Annotated in this window: 19 protein-coding genes; 6 read left to right on the top strand and 13 right to left on the bottom strand. The window is 65.8% G+C overall.

Features of this window, described 5'->3' with window-relative positions; translation table 11 throughout:
• Nucleotides 1-2: 2 nt before the first annotated feature.
• Nucleotides 3-821: a glycerophosphoryl diester phosphodiesterase membrane domain-containing protein gene (locus U1707_RS05505; protein WP_332799106.1), complete on the bottom strand. Its 819-nt coding sequence runs from the start codon at nt 819-821 to the stop codon at nt 3-5.
• 92 nt (nt 822-913) lie between these two features.
• Here U1707_RS05505 and lipB point away from each other — a divergent pair, with 92 nt between their 5' ends.
• The 3 genes from lipB (at nt 914) to U1707_RS05490 (ending at nt 3,004) form a co-directional block, all read left to right on the top strand.
• Complete coding sequence (lipB, locus tag U1707_RS05500; RefSeq protein WP_332799105.1) at nt 914-1,588, top strand: lipoyl(octanoyl) transferase LipB; 675 nt, start codon at nt 914-916, stop codon at nt 1,586-1,588.
• Nucleotides 1,589-1,691: 103 nt separating this feature from the next.
• Nucleotides 1,692-1,958 carry a hypothetical protein gene (locus tag U1707_RS05495; RefSeq protein ID WP_055881015.1) on the top strand — a complete coding sequence of 89 codons (267 nt, stop codon included), beginning with the start codon at nt 1,692-1,694 and terminating at the stop codon, nt 1,956-1,958.
• A 341-nt stretch (nt 1,959-2,299) separates the two neighbouring features.
• Nucleotides 2,300-3,004 (top strand): hypothetical protein, encoded by a 705-nt coding sequence (locus U1707_RS05490; protein ID WP_332799104.1) that lies wholly within the window; start codon nt 2,300-2,302, stop codon nt 3,002-3,004.
• Between the two features lie 272 nt (nt 3,005-3,276).
• Here the strand turns inward: U1707_RS05490 and queE are convergent, their stop codons facing one another.
• From queE to parE, 7 genes are all read right to left on the bottom strand, one after another.
• Nucleotides 3,277-3,909: a 7-carboxy-7-deazaguanine synthase gene (gene queE, locus U1707_RS05485; protein ID WP_332799103.1), complete on the bottom strand. Its 633-nt coding sequence runs from the start codon at nt 3,907-3,909 to the stop codon at nt 3,277-3,279.
• A 2-nt stretch (nt 3,910-3,911) separates the two neighbouring features.
• Entirely contained in the window at nt 3,912-4,616 is a 705-nt protein-coding gene (gene queC, locus U1707_RS05480; RefSeq protein WP_332799102.1) for a 7-cyano-7-deazaguanine synthase QueC, read from the bottom strand.
• A gap of 213 nt (nt 4,617-4,829) precedes the next feature.
• Nucleotides 4,830-5,732 carry an Hsp33 family molecular chaperone HslO gene (gene hslO / locus U1707_RS05475; protein WP_332799101.1) on the bottom strand — a complete coding sequence of 301 codons (903 nt, stop codon included), beginning with the start codon at nt 5,730-5,732 and terminating at the stop codon, nt 4,830-4,832.
• A 144-nt stretch (nt 5,733-5,876) separates the two neighbouring features.
• On the bottom strand, nt 5,877-6,797 hold the full coding sequence (gene argF, locus U1707_RS05470) for an ornithine carbamoyltransferase (RefSeq protein WP_332799100.1): 921 nt from the start codon (nt 6,795-6,797) through the stop codon (nt 5,877-5,879).
• Between the two features lie 199 nt (nt 6,798-6,996).
• Nucleotides 6,997-8,187, bottom strand: a complete 1,191-nt coding sequence (locus U1707_RS05465; RefSeq protein WP_332799099.1) for an aspartate aminotransferase family protein — start codon at nt 8,185-8,187, stop codon at nt 6,997-6,999.
• A gap of 104 nt (nt 8,188-8,291) precedes the next feature.
• Nucleotides 8,292-8,552, bottom strand: coding sequence for a BrnA antitoxin family protein (locus U1707_RS05460; protein ID WP_332799098.1), 261 nt, complete (start codon nt 8,550-8,552; stop codon nt 8,292-8,294).
• A gap of 103 nt (nt 8,553-8,655) precedes the next feature.
• Nucleotides 8,656-10,674, bottom strand: a complete 2,019-nt coding sequence (parE, locus tag U1707_RS05455; protein WP_332799097.1) for a DNA topoisomerase IV subunit B — start codon at nt 10,672-10,674, stop codon at nt 8,656-8,658.
• Between the two features lie 162 nt (nt 10,675-10,836).
• Here parE and U1707_RS05450 point away from each other — a divergent pair, with 162 nt between their 5' ends.
• Nucleotides 10,837-11,694: an outer membrane protein gene (locus tag U1707_RS05450; RefSeq protein ID WP_332799096.1), complete on the top strand. Its 858-nt coding sequence runs from the start codon at nt 10,837-10,839 to the stop codon at nt 11,692-11,694.
• Nucleotides 11,695-12,003: 309 nt separating this feature from the next.
• Here U1707_RS05450 and U1707_RS05445 read toward each other — a convergent pair whose 3' ends face one another.
• Nucleotides 12,004-12,756 carry a GcrA family cell cycle regulator gene (locus U1707_RS05445; protein WP_332799095.1) on the bottom strand — a complete coding sequence of 251 codons (753 nt, stop codon included), beginning with the start codon at nt 12,754-12,756 and terminating at the stop codon, nt 12,004-12,006.
• An 81-nt stretch (nt 12,757-12,837) separates the two neighbouring features.
• Here U1707_RS05445 and U1707_RS05440 point away from each other — a divergent pair, with 81 nt between their 5' ends.
• Nucleotides 12,838-13,692 (top strand): ABC transporter permease, encoded by an 855-nt coding sequence (locus U1707_RS05440; RefSeq protein ID WP_332799094.1) that lies wholly within the window; start codon nt 12,838-12,840, stop codon nt 13,690-13,692.
• On the top strand, nt 13,692-14,963 hold the full coding sequence (locus U1707_RS05435) for a serine hydrolase (RefSeq protein ID WP_332799093.1): 1,272 nt from the start codon (nt 13,692-13,694) through the stop codon (nt 14,961-14,963). Before U1707_RS05440 ends, U1707_RS05435 begins: the two co-directional genes overlap by 1 nt.
• 164 nt (nt 14,964-15,127) lie before the next feature.
• On the opposite strand, the gene U1707_RS05430 is transcribed toward U1707_RS05435, so the two are convergent.
• The 4 genes from U1707_RS05430 to U1707_RS05415 form a co-directional block, all read right to left on the bottom strand.
• A complete protein-coding gene (locus U1707_RS05430; RefSeq protein WP_332799092.1) occupies nt 15,128-15,631 on the bottom strand; it encodes a GNAT family N-acetyltransferase in 504 nt (167 codons plus the stop codon).
• 65 nt (nt 15,632-15,696) lie between these two features.
• Entirely contained in the window at nt 15,697-16,479 is a 783-nt protein-coding gene (locus U1707_RS05425; RefSeq protein ID WP_332799091.1) for a LysR family transcriptional regulator, read from the bottom strand.
• Nucleotides 16,476-16,874: a Co2+/Mg2+ efflux facilitator ApaG/CorD gene (gene apaG / locus U1707_RS05420; RefSeq protein WP_056488567.1), complete on the bottom strand. Its 399-nt coding sequence runs from the start codon at nt 16,872-16,874 to the stop codon at nt 16,476-16,478. Before apaG ends, U1707_RS05425 begins: the two co-directional genes overlap by 4 nt.
• The gene (locus U1707_RS05415; protein ID WP_332799090.1) at nt 16,871-18,076 is read right to left on the bottom strand and encodes a trans-sulfuration enzyme family protein; all 1,206 of its coding nucleotides are present in this window, start codon (nt 18,074-18,076) and stop codon (nt 16,871-16,873) included. The genes apaG and U1707_RS05415 overlap by 4 nt, the downstream gene beginning before the upstream one ends.
• Between the last annotated feature and the right edge of the window lie 94 nt (nt 18,077-18,170).

Below are 18,170 nucleotides of genomic sequence, written 5' to 3'. Positions count from 1 at the left end.
ATTCATTCCTGGGGAAGTTTCTCTCTGACCGCGACGTAAAGCTGCGCGGTAAAGACCGCGGCCAACGCGGTGAAGACGGTGGTGACGATCGTCGCGACGATGCCCGACAGGAAGGTCGCCGTGGCGATTCCGTCGGCGCCGAGCGCGAGGCGGAAGATGATCCCGGTCACCGCCTGCGCGGCCCAGGTCGATATCAGCATGACGATCGCGAACAGGATCAGCACGCCGATGATCCGCCACGTCAGCCCCTTGGTGAGTTGCACCGAGCGACGCATCGCCCCGATCCCGCGGCGTTCGTTGAGGATGACCGGATTGAGCAGCACGAGCCGCGCGCTGATCCAGATCGCGATCAGCAGGTACGCCAGGCCGTACAGCCCGATGAACCCGGCCACACCCGGGCTCGGCGCCGTCATCTGCACGCTGCCGCTGGCGGCGGCCGCGAAATCGAACCCCGACTGGATCAGCACGACGACCGGCGGCAGCACGAGAAGTGCCGCGACCAGCGTGATCAAAACCGTGATGCCAAGCGCCGGCAGCACCCGTGCGCCGGCCTGGCGGCGGGCGGACGCGGCGTTGGTGGCGGGATCGGTCGCGATCGCGACGATCGCAAGCTGCGACCACAGCATCGAGATCAGCGTCCCGATCGCCAGAACGCTGCCGATCAGCGCGAAGCTCATCGTCCCCGGCGTCGAGAACGCGGCATAGCTGTCGCGGATCACACTGGGCACGACCATGCCGATCAGTGCGACAGGCGCAATCATGCCGGTCCGCCCGTTGAGTACCTCGATCGTGCGATCCCAGACCGTGCCCATCTTCACCATGCCGAACTCCCCCGTTCCCGTTCCTGCGCGGACTAGCCCAAGCCCCTGCACTTGACCACATGGCAGCGCGCGCCGGAGTTGCAACTTGGCGCATGGGTGCGCAATTGGGATCGGTGACCACCCCCCTCCCCTCCGATATCGAATGGCGGACCAGCGCCGGCCTGACCCCCTATGCCGATGCGCTGGCCGAGATGGAGGCCCGCGCGGCCGCGGTCGCCAGCGGCGCGGCGCGCGAACTGCTGTGGATGCTCGAACATCCGCCGGTCTACACCGCGGGCACCAGCGCCGAGCCGGGCGACCTGATCGATTCGCGCTTTCCCGTGATCAAGACCGGGCGCGGCGGCAAATACACCTATCACGGGCCGGGCCAGCGGATCGGCTATGTCGTGCTCGACCTGACGAAACGCGGGCGTGACGTGCGGTGCTACGTCCATGCGCTCGAATCCTGGGTCATCGCGGCGCTCGGCGAACTCGGCGTGGAGGCGTTCGCGGTCGATGGCCGGGTCGGCATCTGGACGCTTGATGGGGGTCGCGAAGCCAAGATCGGCGCGATCGGCGTGCGGGTGAGGCGCTGGGTGACGCTCCACGGCTTCTCGGTGAACGTCGACCCGGACCTGTCGCACTTCGGCGGCATCGTGCCCTGCGGCCTGCCCGAATACGGTGTTACCAGCCTGCAATCGCTCGGCATTCGTGCCGACCTTGCAACTTTCGACGCCGCTCTGGCGTTAACCACCGATGCTTTCCTTGAAACAGTTTCTTGCCCTTGAGAAAACGAGGCTTGAGGGCGAAGCGTTATCGGATTAATGTCCACTACGATTTGGGTATTAAGGGCGAGCAGCCAGCCAAATCCTCTATCTAGGGAGCTTCCACATGCGTGCACTCATTTCCAAGGTCCTGACCGGTTCGCTGATCGCCAGCGCAGCACTTGCCGTTTCGGCTTGCGGTCCGAAGACCGAGACGACGACCGACAACACGATGGTCACCGACATGAACGCCACTGAAGGCATGGACACCATGACCGACAACATGACCGCCGTCGACGGCGCGTCGAACGGTGGCATGATGGCCAACGACACCATGATGGCGAACGACACGATGATGTCGAACGACACCATGATGACCAACAACGCGATGTAATTTCCGAAAGGAAATTACTTCTGCGACGCGGTAGACCCTCTGGGCATACTGCGTCGCGAAAGGGCCGTCCGGGCAACCGGGCGGCCCTTTTTGTTTCATGGTGTATGTTCGCGGCGGCTGGCGCTTCGGGAACGGCCGCTGCCCCCACAGCCGCTCCGCTGCAATCCGGATCGGATCGACGCACGACAGGCCGAAAACGACGGAATCATTTCGCCTGCGACGAAAAACCGCCGAGATCCGCACGCGACGACCATAGCGGACTGCTTCTATAGTTAAATTCACTTGGGAGCGGCGGCGAAACGCTTTAGAATCGATGACTTGAAGATCCCGGGGAGGTTGGAATGAAGGTGTTGCGTACCGCGCTCGCGCTATGCGTGGCGGCGAGTGGACTGGCTGTAGCCCAGTCGGCGTCGGCGCAGTTCTTTTTGCAGTCGCGCGATTTTTCCGGCGCGGCGGTGATCGGCGACGAGGCCGACCTGGGTCAGGTGTTGCCCGGCGCGACGAAGGACGAAGTGCGCGCTGCGCTGGTGTGGCACATGCGCGCTGCGCTCAACGTGGCGGCGCTGCAATGCCAGTTCGAGCCGACGTTGCTGACCGTGCCCAACTATAACGCGATGATCGCCGATCATAGCGACGAGTTGAAGACCTCCTTCACCACGCTCACCAAATACTTCGCGCGCGTCAACAAGGCCGGAGGGGTCAAGGCCGGCCAGACCGCGCTCGATCAGTTCGGCACGCGCACCTATTCCAGCTTCGCCACGGTCGCCGCGCAATTCGGGTTCTGCCAGACCGCCGCCTCGATCGGCCGCGACGCGGTATTCGCGCCGCGCGGACACCTCTTCGAGGTCGCGCTGGCGCGCTCGCGTGAGTTGCGTAACAGCCTGATCCCGTGGGGCGAACAGCGCTTTCCGCGCTATATCGGTCGGGACCGCGCGACGATGCCGCGGCTTGATGCGATCTGCTGGAACAAGAAGGGCGAGTGGGTCCAGAAGAAGTGCGGCGCGCAGAACTGGCCGCCAGCGGGCGTCGGGATGGCGGGGCAGTAAGACCGGACGCCTATATCCGACAACATTTTACCGTCATTCCCGCGCAGGTGGGAACCCATATTGGCAAACGCTAGCGACATGATCGCGACCGTTTGAGCATCTGGGTCCCCGCTTCCGCGGGGATGACGGGCACATATAGGCAAGGAATACCGGCCGAACCCTGGCTGGCGCCCTCACCTTCCTCGTCCAACGTCAGAAGGCGATGCGCGCCAAACCTGCATATCCGAACTTTCGCCCAGAGGACGGGATACGAACCGCCGGCCCCGCGCTCCTTAGCGCAACCCCAGCAACTTGTGCGTCTGGAGCGACAGCCGCCATTGCGGGCGCTGCATCACCAGCTCCACGCAGGCCTCGCGGTTCGCGTCGGCCTGGGGATCGTCGAGCGGCTGGAGCAGCAGGTTCGCGAAGTCCCATGTCTCGACATCGTCGATATCCGTGCCGGGCTGCGGCCAGACCAGCTTCAGTTCGTGCCCCGAGCGCTGGACGACGATGCTGCCGGCCTTGGGGCTGATGCAGACCCAGTCGATACCGGGATGCGCGAGAATCGTCCCGTTGCTCTCCATCGCGATGCGGAATCCCTCGGCATGCAGCGCCGCGACGATCGCGTCGTCGATCTGGAGCATCGGCTCGCCCCCGGTCAGCACCACGAACCGGTCGCGCAGTCCGTCGCCCCAGAACCCGGCGACCGCAGCCGCAAGCGCCTGCGCGTCGGCGAACTTGCCGCCGCCCAGTCCGTCCGTGCCGACGAATTCGGTATCGCAGAACCGGCACACGGCGGTCGCGCGATCCTGCTCGCGGCCCGACCAGAGGTTACAGCCCGCGAACCGCACGAACACCGCCCGACGCCCGGCGTTCACGCCCTCGCCCTGCAGCGTCAGGAACATCTCCTTAACCGCGTAACTCATCGTCAGACGGGCTTCACGGCGTAAACGGTAGGGTCAGCGATCCCGGCCTCGTCGAAGCCGCGTGATCGAAGCCGGCAGCTGTCGCATTCGCCACAATGCTTGCCGTCGGGCGTCGGGTCGTAGCAGGACCAACTGAGCCCGAGGTCGAGCCCCAGTCGCGTGCCTTCGCGGACGATATCCGCCTTGGTCATGTGCTGGAGCGGGGCCTGAATGCGGAACGGTTCGCCTTCGACGCCGGCCTTGGTCGCCAGTTCGGCAAGCCCTTCGAACGCGGCGATGAATTCGGGACGACAATCGGGGTAACCCGAATAGTCGAGCGCGTTGACACCGATATAGATGTCGCGCGCGCCCGCCGCCTCGGCCCAGCCAAGCGCGAGGCTCAGGAAGATGGTGTTGCGCGCGGGGACATAAGTGACGGGGATGCCGCCGCCGTCTTCGGTACCGGCACCGTCCTTCGGCACGTCGATGTCGGCGGTTAGTGCAGAGCCCCCGAACGCGGACAGGTCCATCGGCAGGACGATGTGGCGTTCGGCACCCAAGGCGGTGGCGACGCGGCGCGCCGCATCGAGTTCGATCCGGTGGCGCTGGTTATAGTCGAACGACAGCGCGAGCACGCGCTGCCCGGCTTCACGCGCGAGAGCGGCGGATATCATCGAGTCGAGCCCGCCCGAGACGAGCGCGACCGCAAAGGGAGCAGGGGATGTCATGATGCGACGTCCGCTAGGCCAGCGGCGGGCAAAAAGAAAGGGGCCGCCCGGTAGGGCGGCCCCTGAGGTTGGCGCGGATCGCGCCACAAGGGAGAAAAAACGTGCTGAATAAAGAGCACGCCCCGACCTATACTCAATGCGGGTAAATAGGGTGTTAATTCCTTACCTCGTTATCTCACCCGATCGAAAAGAAGGCGGAGCGGGAAGAGGACCTTAGCCCTCCACCGGGACGGGAAATTTCGTCGCGCAAAACGCGCAGTCGACGATGATGAAGCCGCTCTCGTCCGCCATCGACCGACGTTCCTCGATCGGAAATTTCGAGATGACGCCCTTTATATACTCGGGATCGCAGCGGCAGCCGCGCATGATCGGAATGTCGGCGAGGATGCGGACATCCTCCTCTTCGTTGAACAGCCGCCACACCAGCGTTTCCAGCGGCAATGTCGCTTCGGTCAACTCGTCCGCGCCCATTGTGTTGCCGAGCGCGGCGACATGCTCCCATTCCGGGTGATCGAGCTTGGTATGCAGGCGTTCGCGACCGTCCTCCCCCTCTGGCAGATGCTGGAGGAACAGCCCGCCGGCGATGCAGCGACCGTCCGGGGCCTTCGCCATGCCGGTGCGGATCATCGTCGGAATCTGTTCCGACTGTGTGAAATAGCTCTGCGCGGCCTGCGACAGCGTGTCGCCATCGAGGGGCACGATGCCTTGATAGCGTTCGTTGCTGCTCGCCATGTCGAACGTGATTGCGAGATAGCCCGCACCGAAAAGGGCAAAGAGCGTGGGTTCGGCGGGGGCCTCGGCGAGCTTGTCCGGATCATATTCGATATAGCCGCGCACTTCGCCGCCGCGATAGTCGCAGACGAGCAGCTGGACGACGCCGTTGTCGGTCCGAGTCTGCATCGTCAGCTGGCCGCTCGCGTCCTTCAGCGTCGAACCGATCAGCGCGGCAAGCGTCAGCGCCTCGGCCAGCAGCTTCTCGATCGCGGGCGGATAGGCGTGTGCGGCCAGCACTTCGTCGAGCGCGGTGCCGAGCCGGACGATGCGGCCGCGGGCACTGCGCGCGGGAATCGCGAAGGCCAGCGCGCGGTCGAGATCGGTCATGGGGTCGTTCACCATCGTTCCTTCGTCATCCTCGCGCAGGCGGGGATCCATAATGGCGAACGGCAATGGAAGCCGAGCCGCTAGCGTCTATGGGTTCCCGCCTCCGCAGGAATGACGAAAATGGGGTGCTGGCCCCGTGGCTTCAACCGACCCAAGCAATCAACCGATCTGCCCGAAGCACCAGCGCAGGACCGACTTCTGCGCATGGAGCCGGTTCTCCGCCTCCTGCCAGATCAGCGACTGAGGCCCATCGATCACCTCGGGCGTGACTTCCTCGCCGCGGTGCGCGGGCAGGCAATGCAGGAACTTCGCCTCGGGCTTGGCGAGCGTCATCAACGCAGCGTCGACCTGGTACGGGGTCAGCGCCTTCAGCTTCGGCTCGGAATCGGTCTGGCCCATCGAGATCCAGGTATCGGTCACGACGATGTCCGCACCTTCGACCGCCTCGCGAGGGTCGGCCACGACGCGGGCTCGACCCGACGCCCGGACGATGGCCTCCTCTTCAGGCTGGAACCCCTGCGGACACGCCGCAACGACGTCGAACTGCATCAGCCCGGCCGCCTCGACGATCGAGGCGAGCACGTTGTTACCATCGCCGAGCCACGCGACCTTGAGGCCGGGCAGCGACTTGCCGCTCTCGATGATCGTCAGCAGGTCGGCCATGATCTGGCACGGGTGCGAGGCATCGGTCAGGCCGTTGATGACCGGCACGCTCGCGTAATGCGCCATCTCCTCGATCTTGGCATGATCGTCGGTGCGGATCATGATCGCATCGACATAGCCCGACAGGATGCGCGCGGTGTCGGCGATCGACTCACCGCGCCCGAGCTGCATCGAGCCGCCGTCGGACACGATAGAGGTGCCGCCGAGCTGGCGGATCGCCATGTCGAACGAGAAACGCGTACGGGTGGAGCTCTTTTCGAACACCATCGCGAGGGTGTGGCCGGCGAGCGGCGCATCGGCATCGGCCCGACCCTTGGGAAAGCCCGCGCGTGCCGCCTTGCGATCGAGCGCGTCGGCCAGCATCGCGGCGATGCCGTCGGCGCCGGCGTCGGTGAGATTCAGGAAATGTCGGGTCATAATATCCTCCCCGGCACGGGGAGGGGGACCGTTCGCATAGCGAATGGTGGAGGGAGTTTCAGGTCGGATCACCCCCGGGTGATCCTCGAACATACGGGGTATGTTCGACCTGAAACTCTCCACAAACGCAACACTTCGGGGCGATCCCCCTCCACCATGCTTCGCATGGTCCCCCTCCCCGTACCGGGGAGGATCAGTTTCAATCGTCGGCCGCGGGCACGTAGACGCGCGCGGCGGTCGACAGCTTGTCGATGCATTCGGCGATGTGGCTTTCGTCGATCACCAGCGGCGGCAGGATTCGGACGACGTTCTCGCCCGCCGACACCAGCAGCAGATTGTGATGATCGCGCGCAAACGCGACGAACGCGCGACTGTCGCTCTTGAGCTTCAGCCCGAGCATCAATCCTGTGCCGCGGACGCTGTCGAACAGGTGATCATGATTGGGGATCATCTGCTCGAGCCCCTGCCGCAACCTGTCGCCCATCGCGGTGACGTTCTCAAAGAACCCGTCCTCCAGCATCACGTCGAGGATCGCCTCGCCCGCCGCCATCGCCAACGGGTTGCCGCCATAGGTCGAGCCGTGCGTGCCAGCGACCATGCCCTTGGCCGCTTCCTCGGTCGCGAGGCAGGCGCCCAGCGGAAAGCCGCCGCCGATACCCTTGGCGACCGCCATGATGTCCGGCCTGATGCCGTACAGCTCATGCGCGAAGAACTTGCCGGTGCGCCCATAGCCGCACTGGACCTCGTCGAGCACCAGCAACAGCCCGTGCTCGTCGCAGGCCTTGCGCAGGCCGGTGAGGAACTCATGGCTCGCCTGGCGGATGCCGCCCTCGCCCTGGATCGGCTCGACCAGGAAGCCCGCGGTGTTGTCGTCGATCAGCGCCAGCGCGCCTTCGAGATCGTTGAACTTGGCATAGGCGAAGCCCGGCAACAGCGGCTCGAACCCGTCGCGCATCTTGGCCTGGTTGGTCGCCGAGATCGCTCCGAGCGTACGCCCGTGGAACGCGGTGTCGAACGTGATCAGCGTATGCCGCTGCGGATTGCCGTTGGCGAAATGATAGCGCCGCGCGGTCTTGATCGCGCACTCGACCGCTTCTGCGCCCGAGTTGGTGAAGAACACCGTGTCGGCAAACGTGTTGTCGACGAGGCGCTGCGCGAGATGCTCGCCCTGTGGGCTGCCGTACAGGTTCGACACATGCATCAGCGTCGCCGCCTGCTCGGCGATCGCCTTGGTCAGATGCGGGTGCGCGTGGCCGAGCGCGTTGACCGCGATACCACTGGCGAAATCGAGATATTGCTGGCCGTCCTCACCGAAGAGGTACGCGCCCTCGCCTCGGACCGGACGCACGCCACACCGCGGGTAGACGGGCATGAGCGGGGTGATGGTCACAAGCGCTTCCTTTCCGAAACGAGAAGGGCGACCCAATGGCCGCCCGCAAGGCCTAATACGGACGCGAGGGGAGGTGCGTCAACCTTGGCGGGGCTCCGCGGAGGTCAGACCTTGGCCTGGCGCAGCGCCTCGTTCATCCGCGACTGCCAGCCCGGGCCGGTCGCCCTGAACTTGTCGAGCACGTCGGGATCGAGCCGCAGCGTCACGACCTTCTTGGTCGGTGCCGACTGCGGTCCGCGGCGGCGGACCAGCACCGCCGCGACGTCCGGAGGCAGGACTTCGGATGCGGGCCGGGCACGAGCGAAATCCTCGCCCGTCCATTCGGGGTTTTCATCGTAATCGGCCGGTGGCGGTATGTTGTTCATAGCGCCACATCTCCTTTTCATGCACTCGTCGAAAACTGATGAGCCGAAGCATCGCCTCTCTTCGCACAAAGAGTCCCGACAGATTGTCAATACGATTTGCGTCTCAGGCGTCGATCGCTTCCTCGTCCATGCGGCCGGCATTTTCCTGGATGAAGGCGAAGCGGTGGGCGGGGTTGTTGCCCATCAGGCGGTCGACGAGGTCCTTCACCTGCGCACGTTCCTCGTATTCCTGCGGGAGCGTGATGCGGAGCATGCCGCGGGTGGCGGGGTCCATCGTGGTTTCGCGGAGCTGGCTCGGGTTCATCTCGCCGAGGCCCTTGAAGCGGCCGACATCGACCTTCTTGCCCTTGAAGACGGTACGTTCGAGTTCGGCGCGGTGCGCGTCGTCGCGCGCGTAGACGCTCTTGGTACCGACGGTCAGGCGGTAGAGCGGCGGTTGCGCGAGGTAGAGGTGCCCGCGGCGCACCAACTCCGGCATCTCCTGGAAGAAGAACGTCATCAGCAGCGTCGCGATGTGCGCGCCGTCGACGTCTGCGTCGGTCATGATGACGATGCGTTCGTAGCGCAGCGTGTCGGGCGTGCAGTCCTTCCGGGTGCCGCAGCCGAGCGCGAGCGTCAGGTCGGCGATCTCCTGATTGGCGAAGATCTTGGCGCTGGTGGCCGACGCGACGTTGAGAATCTTGCCGCGGATCGGGAGGATCGCCTGCGTCTTGCGGTCGCGCGCCTGCTTGGCCGAGCCGCCGGCCGAATCGCCCTCGACGATGAATAGCTCGGTGCCCTCGGGCGAGTTGGCGGAACAGTCGGTGAGCTTGCCCGGCAGCCGCAGCTTGCGCGCGGACGTCGCGGTCTTGCGCTTGACGTCGCGTTCCTGCTTGCGGCGCAGGCGTTCGTCCATCCGCTCCAGCACATAGTTCAGCAGCGCCTTGCCGCGCTCCATATTGTGGCTGAGGAAATGATCGAAATGATCGCGGACCGCCTTCTCGACGAGGCCGGCAGCTTCGGGGCTGGTCAGGCGATCCTTGGTCTGGCTCTGGAACTGCGGCTCACGGATGAAGACCGAGAGCATCAGTTCGCTGCCGACCATGACGTCGTCCGCGCTGATATCCTTGGTCTTCTTGTTGCCGACGAGATCGCCGAACGCGCGAAGCCCGCGGACGAGCGCCTGGCGGAGGCCCTGTTCGTGCGTGCCGCCGTCGGGGGTCGGGATGGTATTGCAATACCAGCTGTACGAGCCATCGCTCCACAGCGGCCACGCGACCGCCCATTCGACGCGGCCCTGCGTTTCGCCGTTCGCGCTAGGGAAATCCTGCGAGCCGGAGAAGAAGTCGGAGGTTGCGCATTCGCGGCCGGCGATCTGGTCGCGGAGGTGGTCGGCGAGACCGCCGGGGAACTGGAACACGGCCTGCGCGGGGGTATCGTCCGCAATCAGGTCGGGGGCGCAATGCCAGCGGATCTCGACGCCCGCGAACAGGTACGCCTTCGAGCGGACGAGCTTGTAGAGGCGTTGCGGCTTGAAGTTTAGTTCGGTGCCGAAGATCTCGGTGTCGGGCGTGAACGCGACGCTTGTGCCGCGGCGGTTGGGCGTGGCCCCGAGATGCTCGATCGGCCCAAGCGTCTGGCCCTTGGCGAAGCGCTGGCGGTACAGTTGCCGATCGCGCGCGACCTCGACGACCGTGTCCGACGACAGCGCATTGACGACGCTGATGCCGACGCCGTGCAAGCCACCGCTCGTGGCGTAGGCCTTACCGGCGAACTTGCCGCCCGAGTGGAGCGTCGAGAGGATCACCTCCAGCGCGGACTTGTCGGGAAATTTCGGATGCGGATCGACCGGGATGCCGCGGCCATTGTCGACGATCGTCAGGCGGTTGTTTGCCTCCAGCGTGACTTCGATGCGCGTTGCGTGGCCCGCGACCGCCTCGTCCATCGCATTGTCGAGCACTTCGGCGGCGAGGTGATGCAGCGCGCGTTCGTCGGTACCGCCGACATACATGCCGGGGCGGCGGCGCACGGGTTCGAGGCCTTCGAGCACCTCGATCGACGACGCGTCGTAGGTGTTGACGGCGGGTTTGCCGCCATGCGTATTCGAGGGCGCACCCTTAGACGCGAACAGATCTTCAGCCATGGTCGAAGCGTAGACGCTGGCCCGCGACAAAGCCACAGTCTCTGTTTGTTCCAACCTGTTACAAAAAGGTCACGGCGCCGGTTATTGTTGGCAACACAGGATAATTCTCCCCGCATCCGCCGTTTCTAACAAAGTTGTCATGTAACCTTCCGGGAGTGAACTATGAATGAGACGATGAAGGCGGCGCTTGCTGGTGCAGCGGTGTTCGGTGCGGCCCTGGGCTTGGCGGCACCCGCCGCCGCGCAGGAAACCACCGCGGATGCGCCGTTCAGCGGCGTCTATATCGGCGGTTCGTTCGGCTATGACGTGCAGCCCAACGACGTCGGCGAGACGATCGAGTTCGATCGCAATCTGGACGGCGTCTTCACCGACACCATCTCGACTGCGACCGTCACCGATGCGTTCTCGCCGGGCTTCTGCAACGGTCGCGCGACGAACAACGTTGCGCCCAGCCGCGGCGGCCCAGGTTGCCGCAACGACAAGGACGGCATCGCCTATTACGGCCGGGTCGGCGCCGATATCCAGCGTGGCAACATCGTGTTCGGTGTGGTCGGCGAATTCGGCAAGAGCGAGATCTCCGACAGCGTGTCCGCGTTCAGCACGACGCCTGCGTTCTACACGATGACGCGCGACCTGAAGTGGGAAGCCTCGGCCCGCGTGCGCGCCGGCTATGCCGCGAACACCACGCTGTTCTACGGCACGGCAGGCGGTGGCTATGCCAACATCGACAACAGCTTCACGACCGGCAACACCGCGAACACGTTTACCAGCAACGGCGACAGCAAGCAGTGGGGCCTCGTCGGCGGCGGCGGCATCGAGCAGAAGCTCGGCAAGAACTTCTCGATCGGCCTCGAATATCTGTTCCACCGCTACAAGGACACCGATTACCGCGTTCGCGCATCGGGTGGCCCCACCGGCGGCCCGTTCACGCGCGGCAACGCGTCGGGCACCGACTTCCGTCGCAACTTCGACTATTTCCGCTGGCACAGCCTGCGCGCTACGGCTGCGTTCCGGTTTTAAGGCCAAGGGCGGCCGCGGCCAATCTGGCAGCGGACTCGCCCAAGCCCGGCCGGCGCGGCAAGGCCGCGACCGACGACATGGGCTTTGCCCATGGCTAGCTGATGTAGAAAAGGCCGCGTCCCACACCAGGGCGCGGCCTTTTTCTATGTCTCGATCGATGTCCCACCCACCTCGTTATCCTGACGAAAGTCAGGATGACGGGGCTGTAAGGAATGCACCGCGGCTAAGCCGCGTCGTCGAACACGGCGTTGCCGCGCCGGCCGGGCTTGGGCGAGTCCGCTGCCAGCTCGGCAGCGGCCGCCCTGCGCCTCACCGAGGCCGCGGACCGCCGAACGGTAGCGGTGGTGTCGGACGGCGATCGCGGCGGGGCAACTGAGCCTGGTACGCGTGACCGCAGTGATCGACACAATACGGGAAGCCCGGGTTCACCGCCTTGCCGCAGAAGTGGAAGTCGGGCTCACCGGGATGGCCGAGCGGCCATTTGCAGATGCGGTCGTTTAGTTCGAGCAGGCTCGTCTTGTTCGCCATCTCGGCCGAGGGCTTGGCCGGGACGAGGCGACGCGGCGGTGCCGGCGTGCTTGGGGGCTGCTGCTCGCCGGGTGCCTGGCGAAGGAAGCCGCCGGGGCCGACCGAACGCAGGATCGGCTGCGGTGCCCGGGCGGGCGCGGCAACCGCCGGGGCAGCGTCGTCGTCATCCTCGTCCTCGTCTTCGTCCGCTGGCTCTTCGGCGACGGGCTCAGGCTCGACCGGCGCGGCGGGCTTTGCCGCGGCCACCGGCGGGGCGGCCGGTGCGGGCTTGGGCGCCTCGACCGGCTCGGGCGCTGCAACCGGCTCGGGCACCGCCGCGGCAACCGATGCAGAGGCCTCGGCCGCAGCCGCTGCCTTCGCTTCGGGATCGTTCGGCTTCACCGGCGACGGACGCGCCTGTAGTTCAAGACGATGGGCCTTGCCGATGACGGCGTTGCGGCTGACGCCACCCAGTGCTTCGGCGATCTGGCTGGCGGTCTGCCCGGCCTCCCACATCGTCTTGAGCGTCGCGATGCGCTCGTCGGTCCAGGACATGTTCGTTCCTTAGTCTACGTCAGTCGGCCAATCTTCAAGCCGGGTTGCGGGCGGCAGCGGCAGGGATTACCCGCAACTCCCATGAGCAGCCAGCCCCCAATCGGTGAAATCCAGTCGGCGGTGCATTCCGCCCCCGGCGTTCCCGTCATCAAGAGCGTGAACTGGGAGGGACTGCGAACTCTCTATATCAAGGAGGTGCGCCGGTTCTTCAAGGTGCAGCTTCAGACGGTGTGGGCGCCGGCAATAACGACGCTCCTGTTTCTGATCGTGTTCACGATCGCGACGGGCGCGAAAAGCCCGGTGCCGGTCGACGGCCAGATCGTCGATTTCGCCGATTTCATCGCGCCGGGGCTGATCATCGCGCAGGGCATGATGGGTCCTGCGTTCGCCAATGCGAGCTTCTCGCTGCTGGCCGGCAAGATGCAGGGCACGATCGTCGATTATCTCCAGCCGCCCTTGTCGACCGGCGAGTTGCTCAGCGCACTGGTCGGTGGCGCGGTGACGCGCGCGGTCATCGTCGGAATCGTCGTCTGGGCGGCGATGGCGCTGTATCCGGGCGTGCACGTCACGCCGCATGCGCCGCTCGCGATCGTCTGGTTCGGGCTGCTGGGCGCGGTGTTCCTGGCGCTGCTGGGCGTGCTGACGTCGATCTGGGCGGACAAGTTCGATCATGCCGCCGCGGTCACCAACTTCGTGATCGCACCGCTGTCGCTGCTGTCAGGCACCTTCTACTCCGTCGACAAGTTGGCGCCGGCGTTCCGTGCGTTCAGCCATGCCAACCCGTTTTTCTACATCATCTCGGGGTTCCGATACGGATTTCTCGGGATCGCCGACTCGCCGGTGATGATCGGCGGGATCGTGATCCTGGTGATCGACCTGGTGCTGGCGACGCTCTGCTACCGGTTGCTGAAGAGCGGTTGGAAGCTGAAGAACTGATGCGCAGGCTGGCGCTCTGGCTTGTGGCGCTGGCGGTGGCCTTGCTGCCGGTCGGCGCGGTCGCGCAGGGTGCTGTGGCGGACCCGGCGTTGCGGGCGAAGGCGGATGCGCTGGTCGCGATCCTCGATGGGCGCGGGGCGTATGATGCGTACTTCGCCGCGAGCTTTCGCGAGAAGGTACCGAAGGCGCAGTTCACGACGATCGCCGAGTCGCTGAAGGCGACGCTGGGCGCGCCGCAGAAGATCGAGTCGCTGACCGCGACGTCGGCATGGTCCGCGGACCTGGTCGTCGGCTATGCGCGCGGAACGGCGAGCGTTCGGTTGGTGCTAGACGCTGAGGCTCCGCATGCCGCGACCGGATTGCTGATCACCGGCACGGGTGCGCGGGACGATAGCCTGGCCAAGGTCGAAGCCGAGTTCCGCGCACTCCCGGGCGCTAGCGGGTTCGGCTTGTACGCACTCGGCGAGGGCAGGCCCGCGCCGATCCTCGAATACCGCGCCGACGTGGCGGCGCCGCTCGGGTCGGCGTTCAAGCTGTGGGTGCTGGCCGAGTTGGCGCGGCAGGTAGCGGCGGGCGAGCGGCACTGGGCAGACGTCGTGATGGTCGGAGCGCCATCCCTGCCGTCGGGCGTGTTGCAGACCTGGCCTGCCGGGTCGCCGGTAACGGTGCAGACGCTGGCGACGATGATGGTCTCGATCAGCGACAACACTGCAACGGATACGCTGCTGACGACGCTCGGGCGGGAGAAGGTCGACGCGATGGCGGAGGCGGCGGGCGGCAGCGTGCCGGTGATGACGACGCGCGAGATGTTCGCGCTGAAGGGGAATCCGGCGCTGACGAAGGCGTGGGCGGCCGGGTCGGTCGATGCGCGACGCGCGCTGCTGGTCGACAATGCGGTAAAGATCGCCACCGCCAAGCTCGACCCGACCGTGTTCGCAGGCAAGCCGGTGGCGATCGACAGTGTCGAATGGTTTGCCAGCCCCGCGGCGATGGCGGTCGTGCTGAACGCGTTGCGCCGGACGGACGATACGACACGTGCTGTGATGGCGGTGAATGCGGGGGTCGATCCGGCGGTCGCCAAGCGGTTTGGGTATGTCGGGTTCAAGGGTGGCGGCGAGCCGGGGGTGCTGAGCTTGAATTATGTCGTTCAGGCTAACGATGGCCGCTGGTATGCCGCGACCGGGAACTGGCATCGGGCGGACGATGCGGTGAACGAGATGCGGTTCGCAGGATTGATGGGCCGGGCGCTGGCTTTGCTGGCGGCGCGGTAGGGTTAGCTACCCCGCCCCGTCTCAAGGGCCACCACCCCGGCGAAGGCCGGGGTCCAATTGGGAAGCGCTGCTGACGGCGGGTAGCGCTTCGTTGTTTCCACCTTCCCAATTGGGCTCCGGCCTTCGCCGGGGTGGTGCGTATATTGCGGCGGTCAGCACCCCGGCTAAGCCCGCCCGGCCGCCTGCCAGCTATCCGCGCAGAGCCCGTAGATCAGGCTGTCTCGCAAGCCGAGATGCGTTTCCCATTCATCGCGGAGCAGGCGTTCGCGGCGGAAACCCAAGCGTTCCAGCAACACGATCGATGCGGTATTCTCGGTGTCCGCATCCGCGAACACGCGGCTCCGCCCTTCCGCGAACAGCCGGTCGATCACCGCCGACACCGCCTCGCGCGCAATCCCTCGGCCCCACGCCTCCCGCGCGAGGATGAAACCGATCTCCGTCACGCCTGCCCCGTCGGCCTCGCTGCCCGAGACCCAACCGATCGCGCGGTCGTCGCCGGTGCGGGTGATCGCCCAGGTGCGCTGGTTGCCCGGCGCGGCTTCCTCGGCAAGGTACGTGCGGACGTCGTCGACGCTGCCGAGCGGGCCGTCGGCGGAATAGGCCATCAAGTCTGCATCTGTGAGCATCGGGTGCAGCGCGGTCGCATCGCCCTCGACGAGCGGCCGCAACCGGAGCCGTCGCGTCCTGAGCACCGGCAGCACACCAGCGCGACGTGGCCTACGTCCCGGTAGTCTCACGCGGTCAGGGCATCCACGAGCGCGCGGACTTTCTTCTGGCGCCACTGCGGGAGCGGGGCGACGAGCCAATAGCCCCCCTTCGACGGCTGCGACTCGCCGATCAGCCGGACGCGAGCCTGTGCAAGATCGCGGCGGGCGAGCAGTTCGGGAACGGTCGCACGGCCAAGCCCCGCCGCCGCCGCATCGATCGCAAGCCCGGCATCGGTGACGCGGACCAGCGCGACCCCGTCCTCACCTGACCATGCGATCGCGGCCTCGGTATCGGTGCCTGGCTTGGCGATCGTCACCATGCCCTCGGACTCGAGTGCCTCGCCCTCATGCTCGCCCGGGCCCTCGCCCCAGCGGATCGCTAGGTCGAGATTGGCTTCGGTGAAATCAATATTCTCGTCAGCGGTGATCAGCACGAACCGGAGTTCGGGATCCGCCTCGGCGATCTGCGCCAGCCGCGGCATCAGCCACTTTTCGGTCAGGTCGCGCGGTGCTGCGATCGTCAGCGATTTCGACGACTGCCCGGCCTGCATCGCTCGCACGGCCTCTTCGAACTGGAGGAAGCCTCCACGGAGCGCTCCGAGACCGGCCTCGGCTTCCGGCGTCAATTCCAGCCCACGCGTGGTGCGGCGGAACAGCACGACCCCAAGCGTATCCTCCAGCGCGCGAATCTGCTGACCCACTGCCGCCGGCGTTACCGCGAGTTCGTCCGCAGCGCGCGTGAACGACAGATGCCGGGCCGCCGCATCGAGCACGCGCAGGCCGTTGAGCGGGAGATGCGTACGCTTCAATTCAACACCGCGGGTGCGAAGAGCGAGAAGCGGGGAATTTCGACCGCGAACACGGCGCCGTCTTCGCGGACCATCTGGTAGCTCCCCTGCATCGCACCCGACGGTGTCGCGAGGGGGCAGCCAGAGACGTAGTCGAAGCTCGCGCCCGGTTCGATCACCGGCTGTTCGCCGACCACGCCCTCGCCCTCGACCGAATGGCGCGCGCCGCGGCCGTCGGTGATGACCCAGTGGCGGGTGAGCAACTGGACGGTCTCGGTGCCCTCGTTCTCGAGGCGGATGTGATAGGCCCAGAACCAGCGGCCCCGCTCTGGCTCGGACTGTTCAGGCAAATAGCTGACCGACACGCGCACCGTCACCCCATCGGTCGTCGCCGCGTTGGGGAACAGCGCTTTCATAGACCGGCCTGCGTCAAAGCCTGGTCGAGGTCGTCGATCACGTCCTGCGCATCCTCGAGCCCGACGTTGATCCGCAACAGCCCCTCGGTCACGCCCATCTCGATCTGCTTGTCGGGCGATACGCTGGCGTGCGTGGTCGAGGCGGGGTGCGTCATCAGCGAGCGCGAGTCGCCGATATTGTTCGAGATATCGACGAGTTCGAGTCCGTCGAGCAAGGCGTGCGCCTGTTCGCGCCCCTCGACTTCGAACGCGAAGATCGGCCCGCAGGCGTCCATCTGGCGCTTGGCCAGTTCGTGCTGCGGATGGCTCGGCAGGAACGGATGCAGCACGCGAGGGACGCGGCCTTCGAGAAATTCACCGACCTTCATCGCGTTCTCGGACTGGCGGTGGATGCGCAGGTCAAGAGTTTCGAGGCCCTTGAGCACGACCCAGGCATTGAACGGCGACAGCGTCGGGCCGGTATTGCGCGTGAACGGCAACAGCGTGTTGGTTATAAAATCCTCGGTGCCACAAACGGCGCCGGCGAGCACGCGGCCCTGCCCGTCCATCATCTTGGTCGCGCTGTAGGCGGTGACGTCCGCGCCGAACTCCATCGGACGCTGCAAGGCTGGCGTCGCGAAGGCGTTATCGACCACCGTCGTGATGCCGCGCTCGCGCGCGATGTCGCAGATCGCCTTCAAGTCGGCGATGTCCATCGTCGGGTTGGCGGGCGTTTCGAAGAAGAACACCTTCGTCTCGGGGCGGACCGCGTCGAGAAACGCCTGAGGATCGCGCGCATCGACGATCGTCGTGGCGATGCCGAACTTGGGCAGCAGCGTATCCGTGAGCCAGCGGCACGAGCCGAACGCCGCGCGACCACCGACGAGGTGATCGCCGGTCTGGAGCTGGCAGAGTAGCGAGGCCGTCATTGCTGCCATGCCGGTCGCCATCGTCCGGCACGCCTCGGCACCTTCCAGCAACGCGATACGTTCTTCCAGCATCTGCACGGTCGGGTTCTGGAGTCGGGAATAGGTCATCCCCTCCTGCTCGCCGGCAAAGCGCGCCGCCGCGTCGCCCGCCTTGTCGTAGCAATAGCCCGAGGTGAGGAACAACGCCTCCGACGTCTCGCCATATTCGCTGCGGGCAGTGCCGCCGCGGATGGCGCGCGTCGCGGGACGCCAATTCTGGGTGATCGAACGATCCTGGCCGGTCTTGCGCTTCATGCGCGCCGCTTTGCCGATGGGGAGCCGCGATGACAAGCCTCGCGGGCGTGTAGGCTTGTTCCGGGGCCGTCATTCTCCCCTCCCTGGAAGGGAG

This window comes from Sphingomonas sandaracina (assembly GCF_036663695.1).
Taxonomy (GTDB): domain Bacteria; phylum Pseudomonadota; class Alphaproteobacteria; order Sphingomonadales; family Sphingomonadaceae; genus Sphingomonas.
This window is presented reverse-complemented; position numbering and strand designations above follow the sequence as displayed.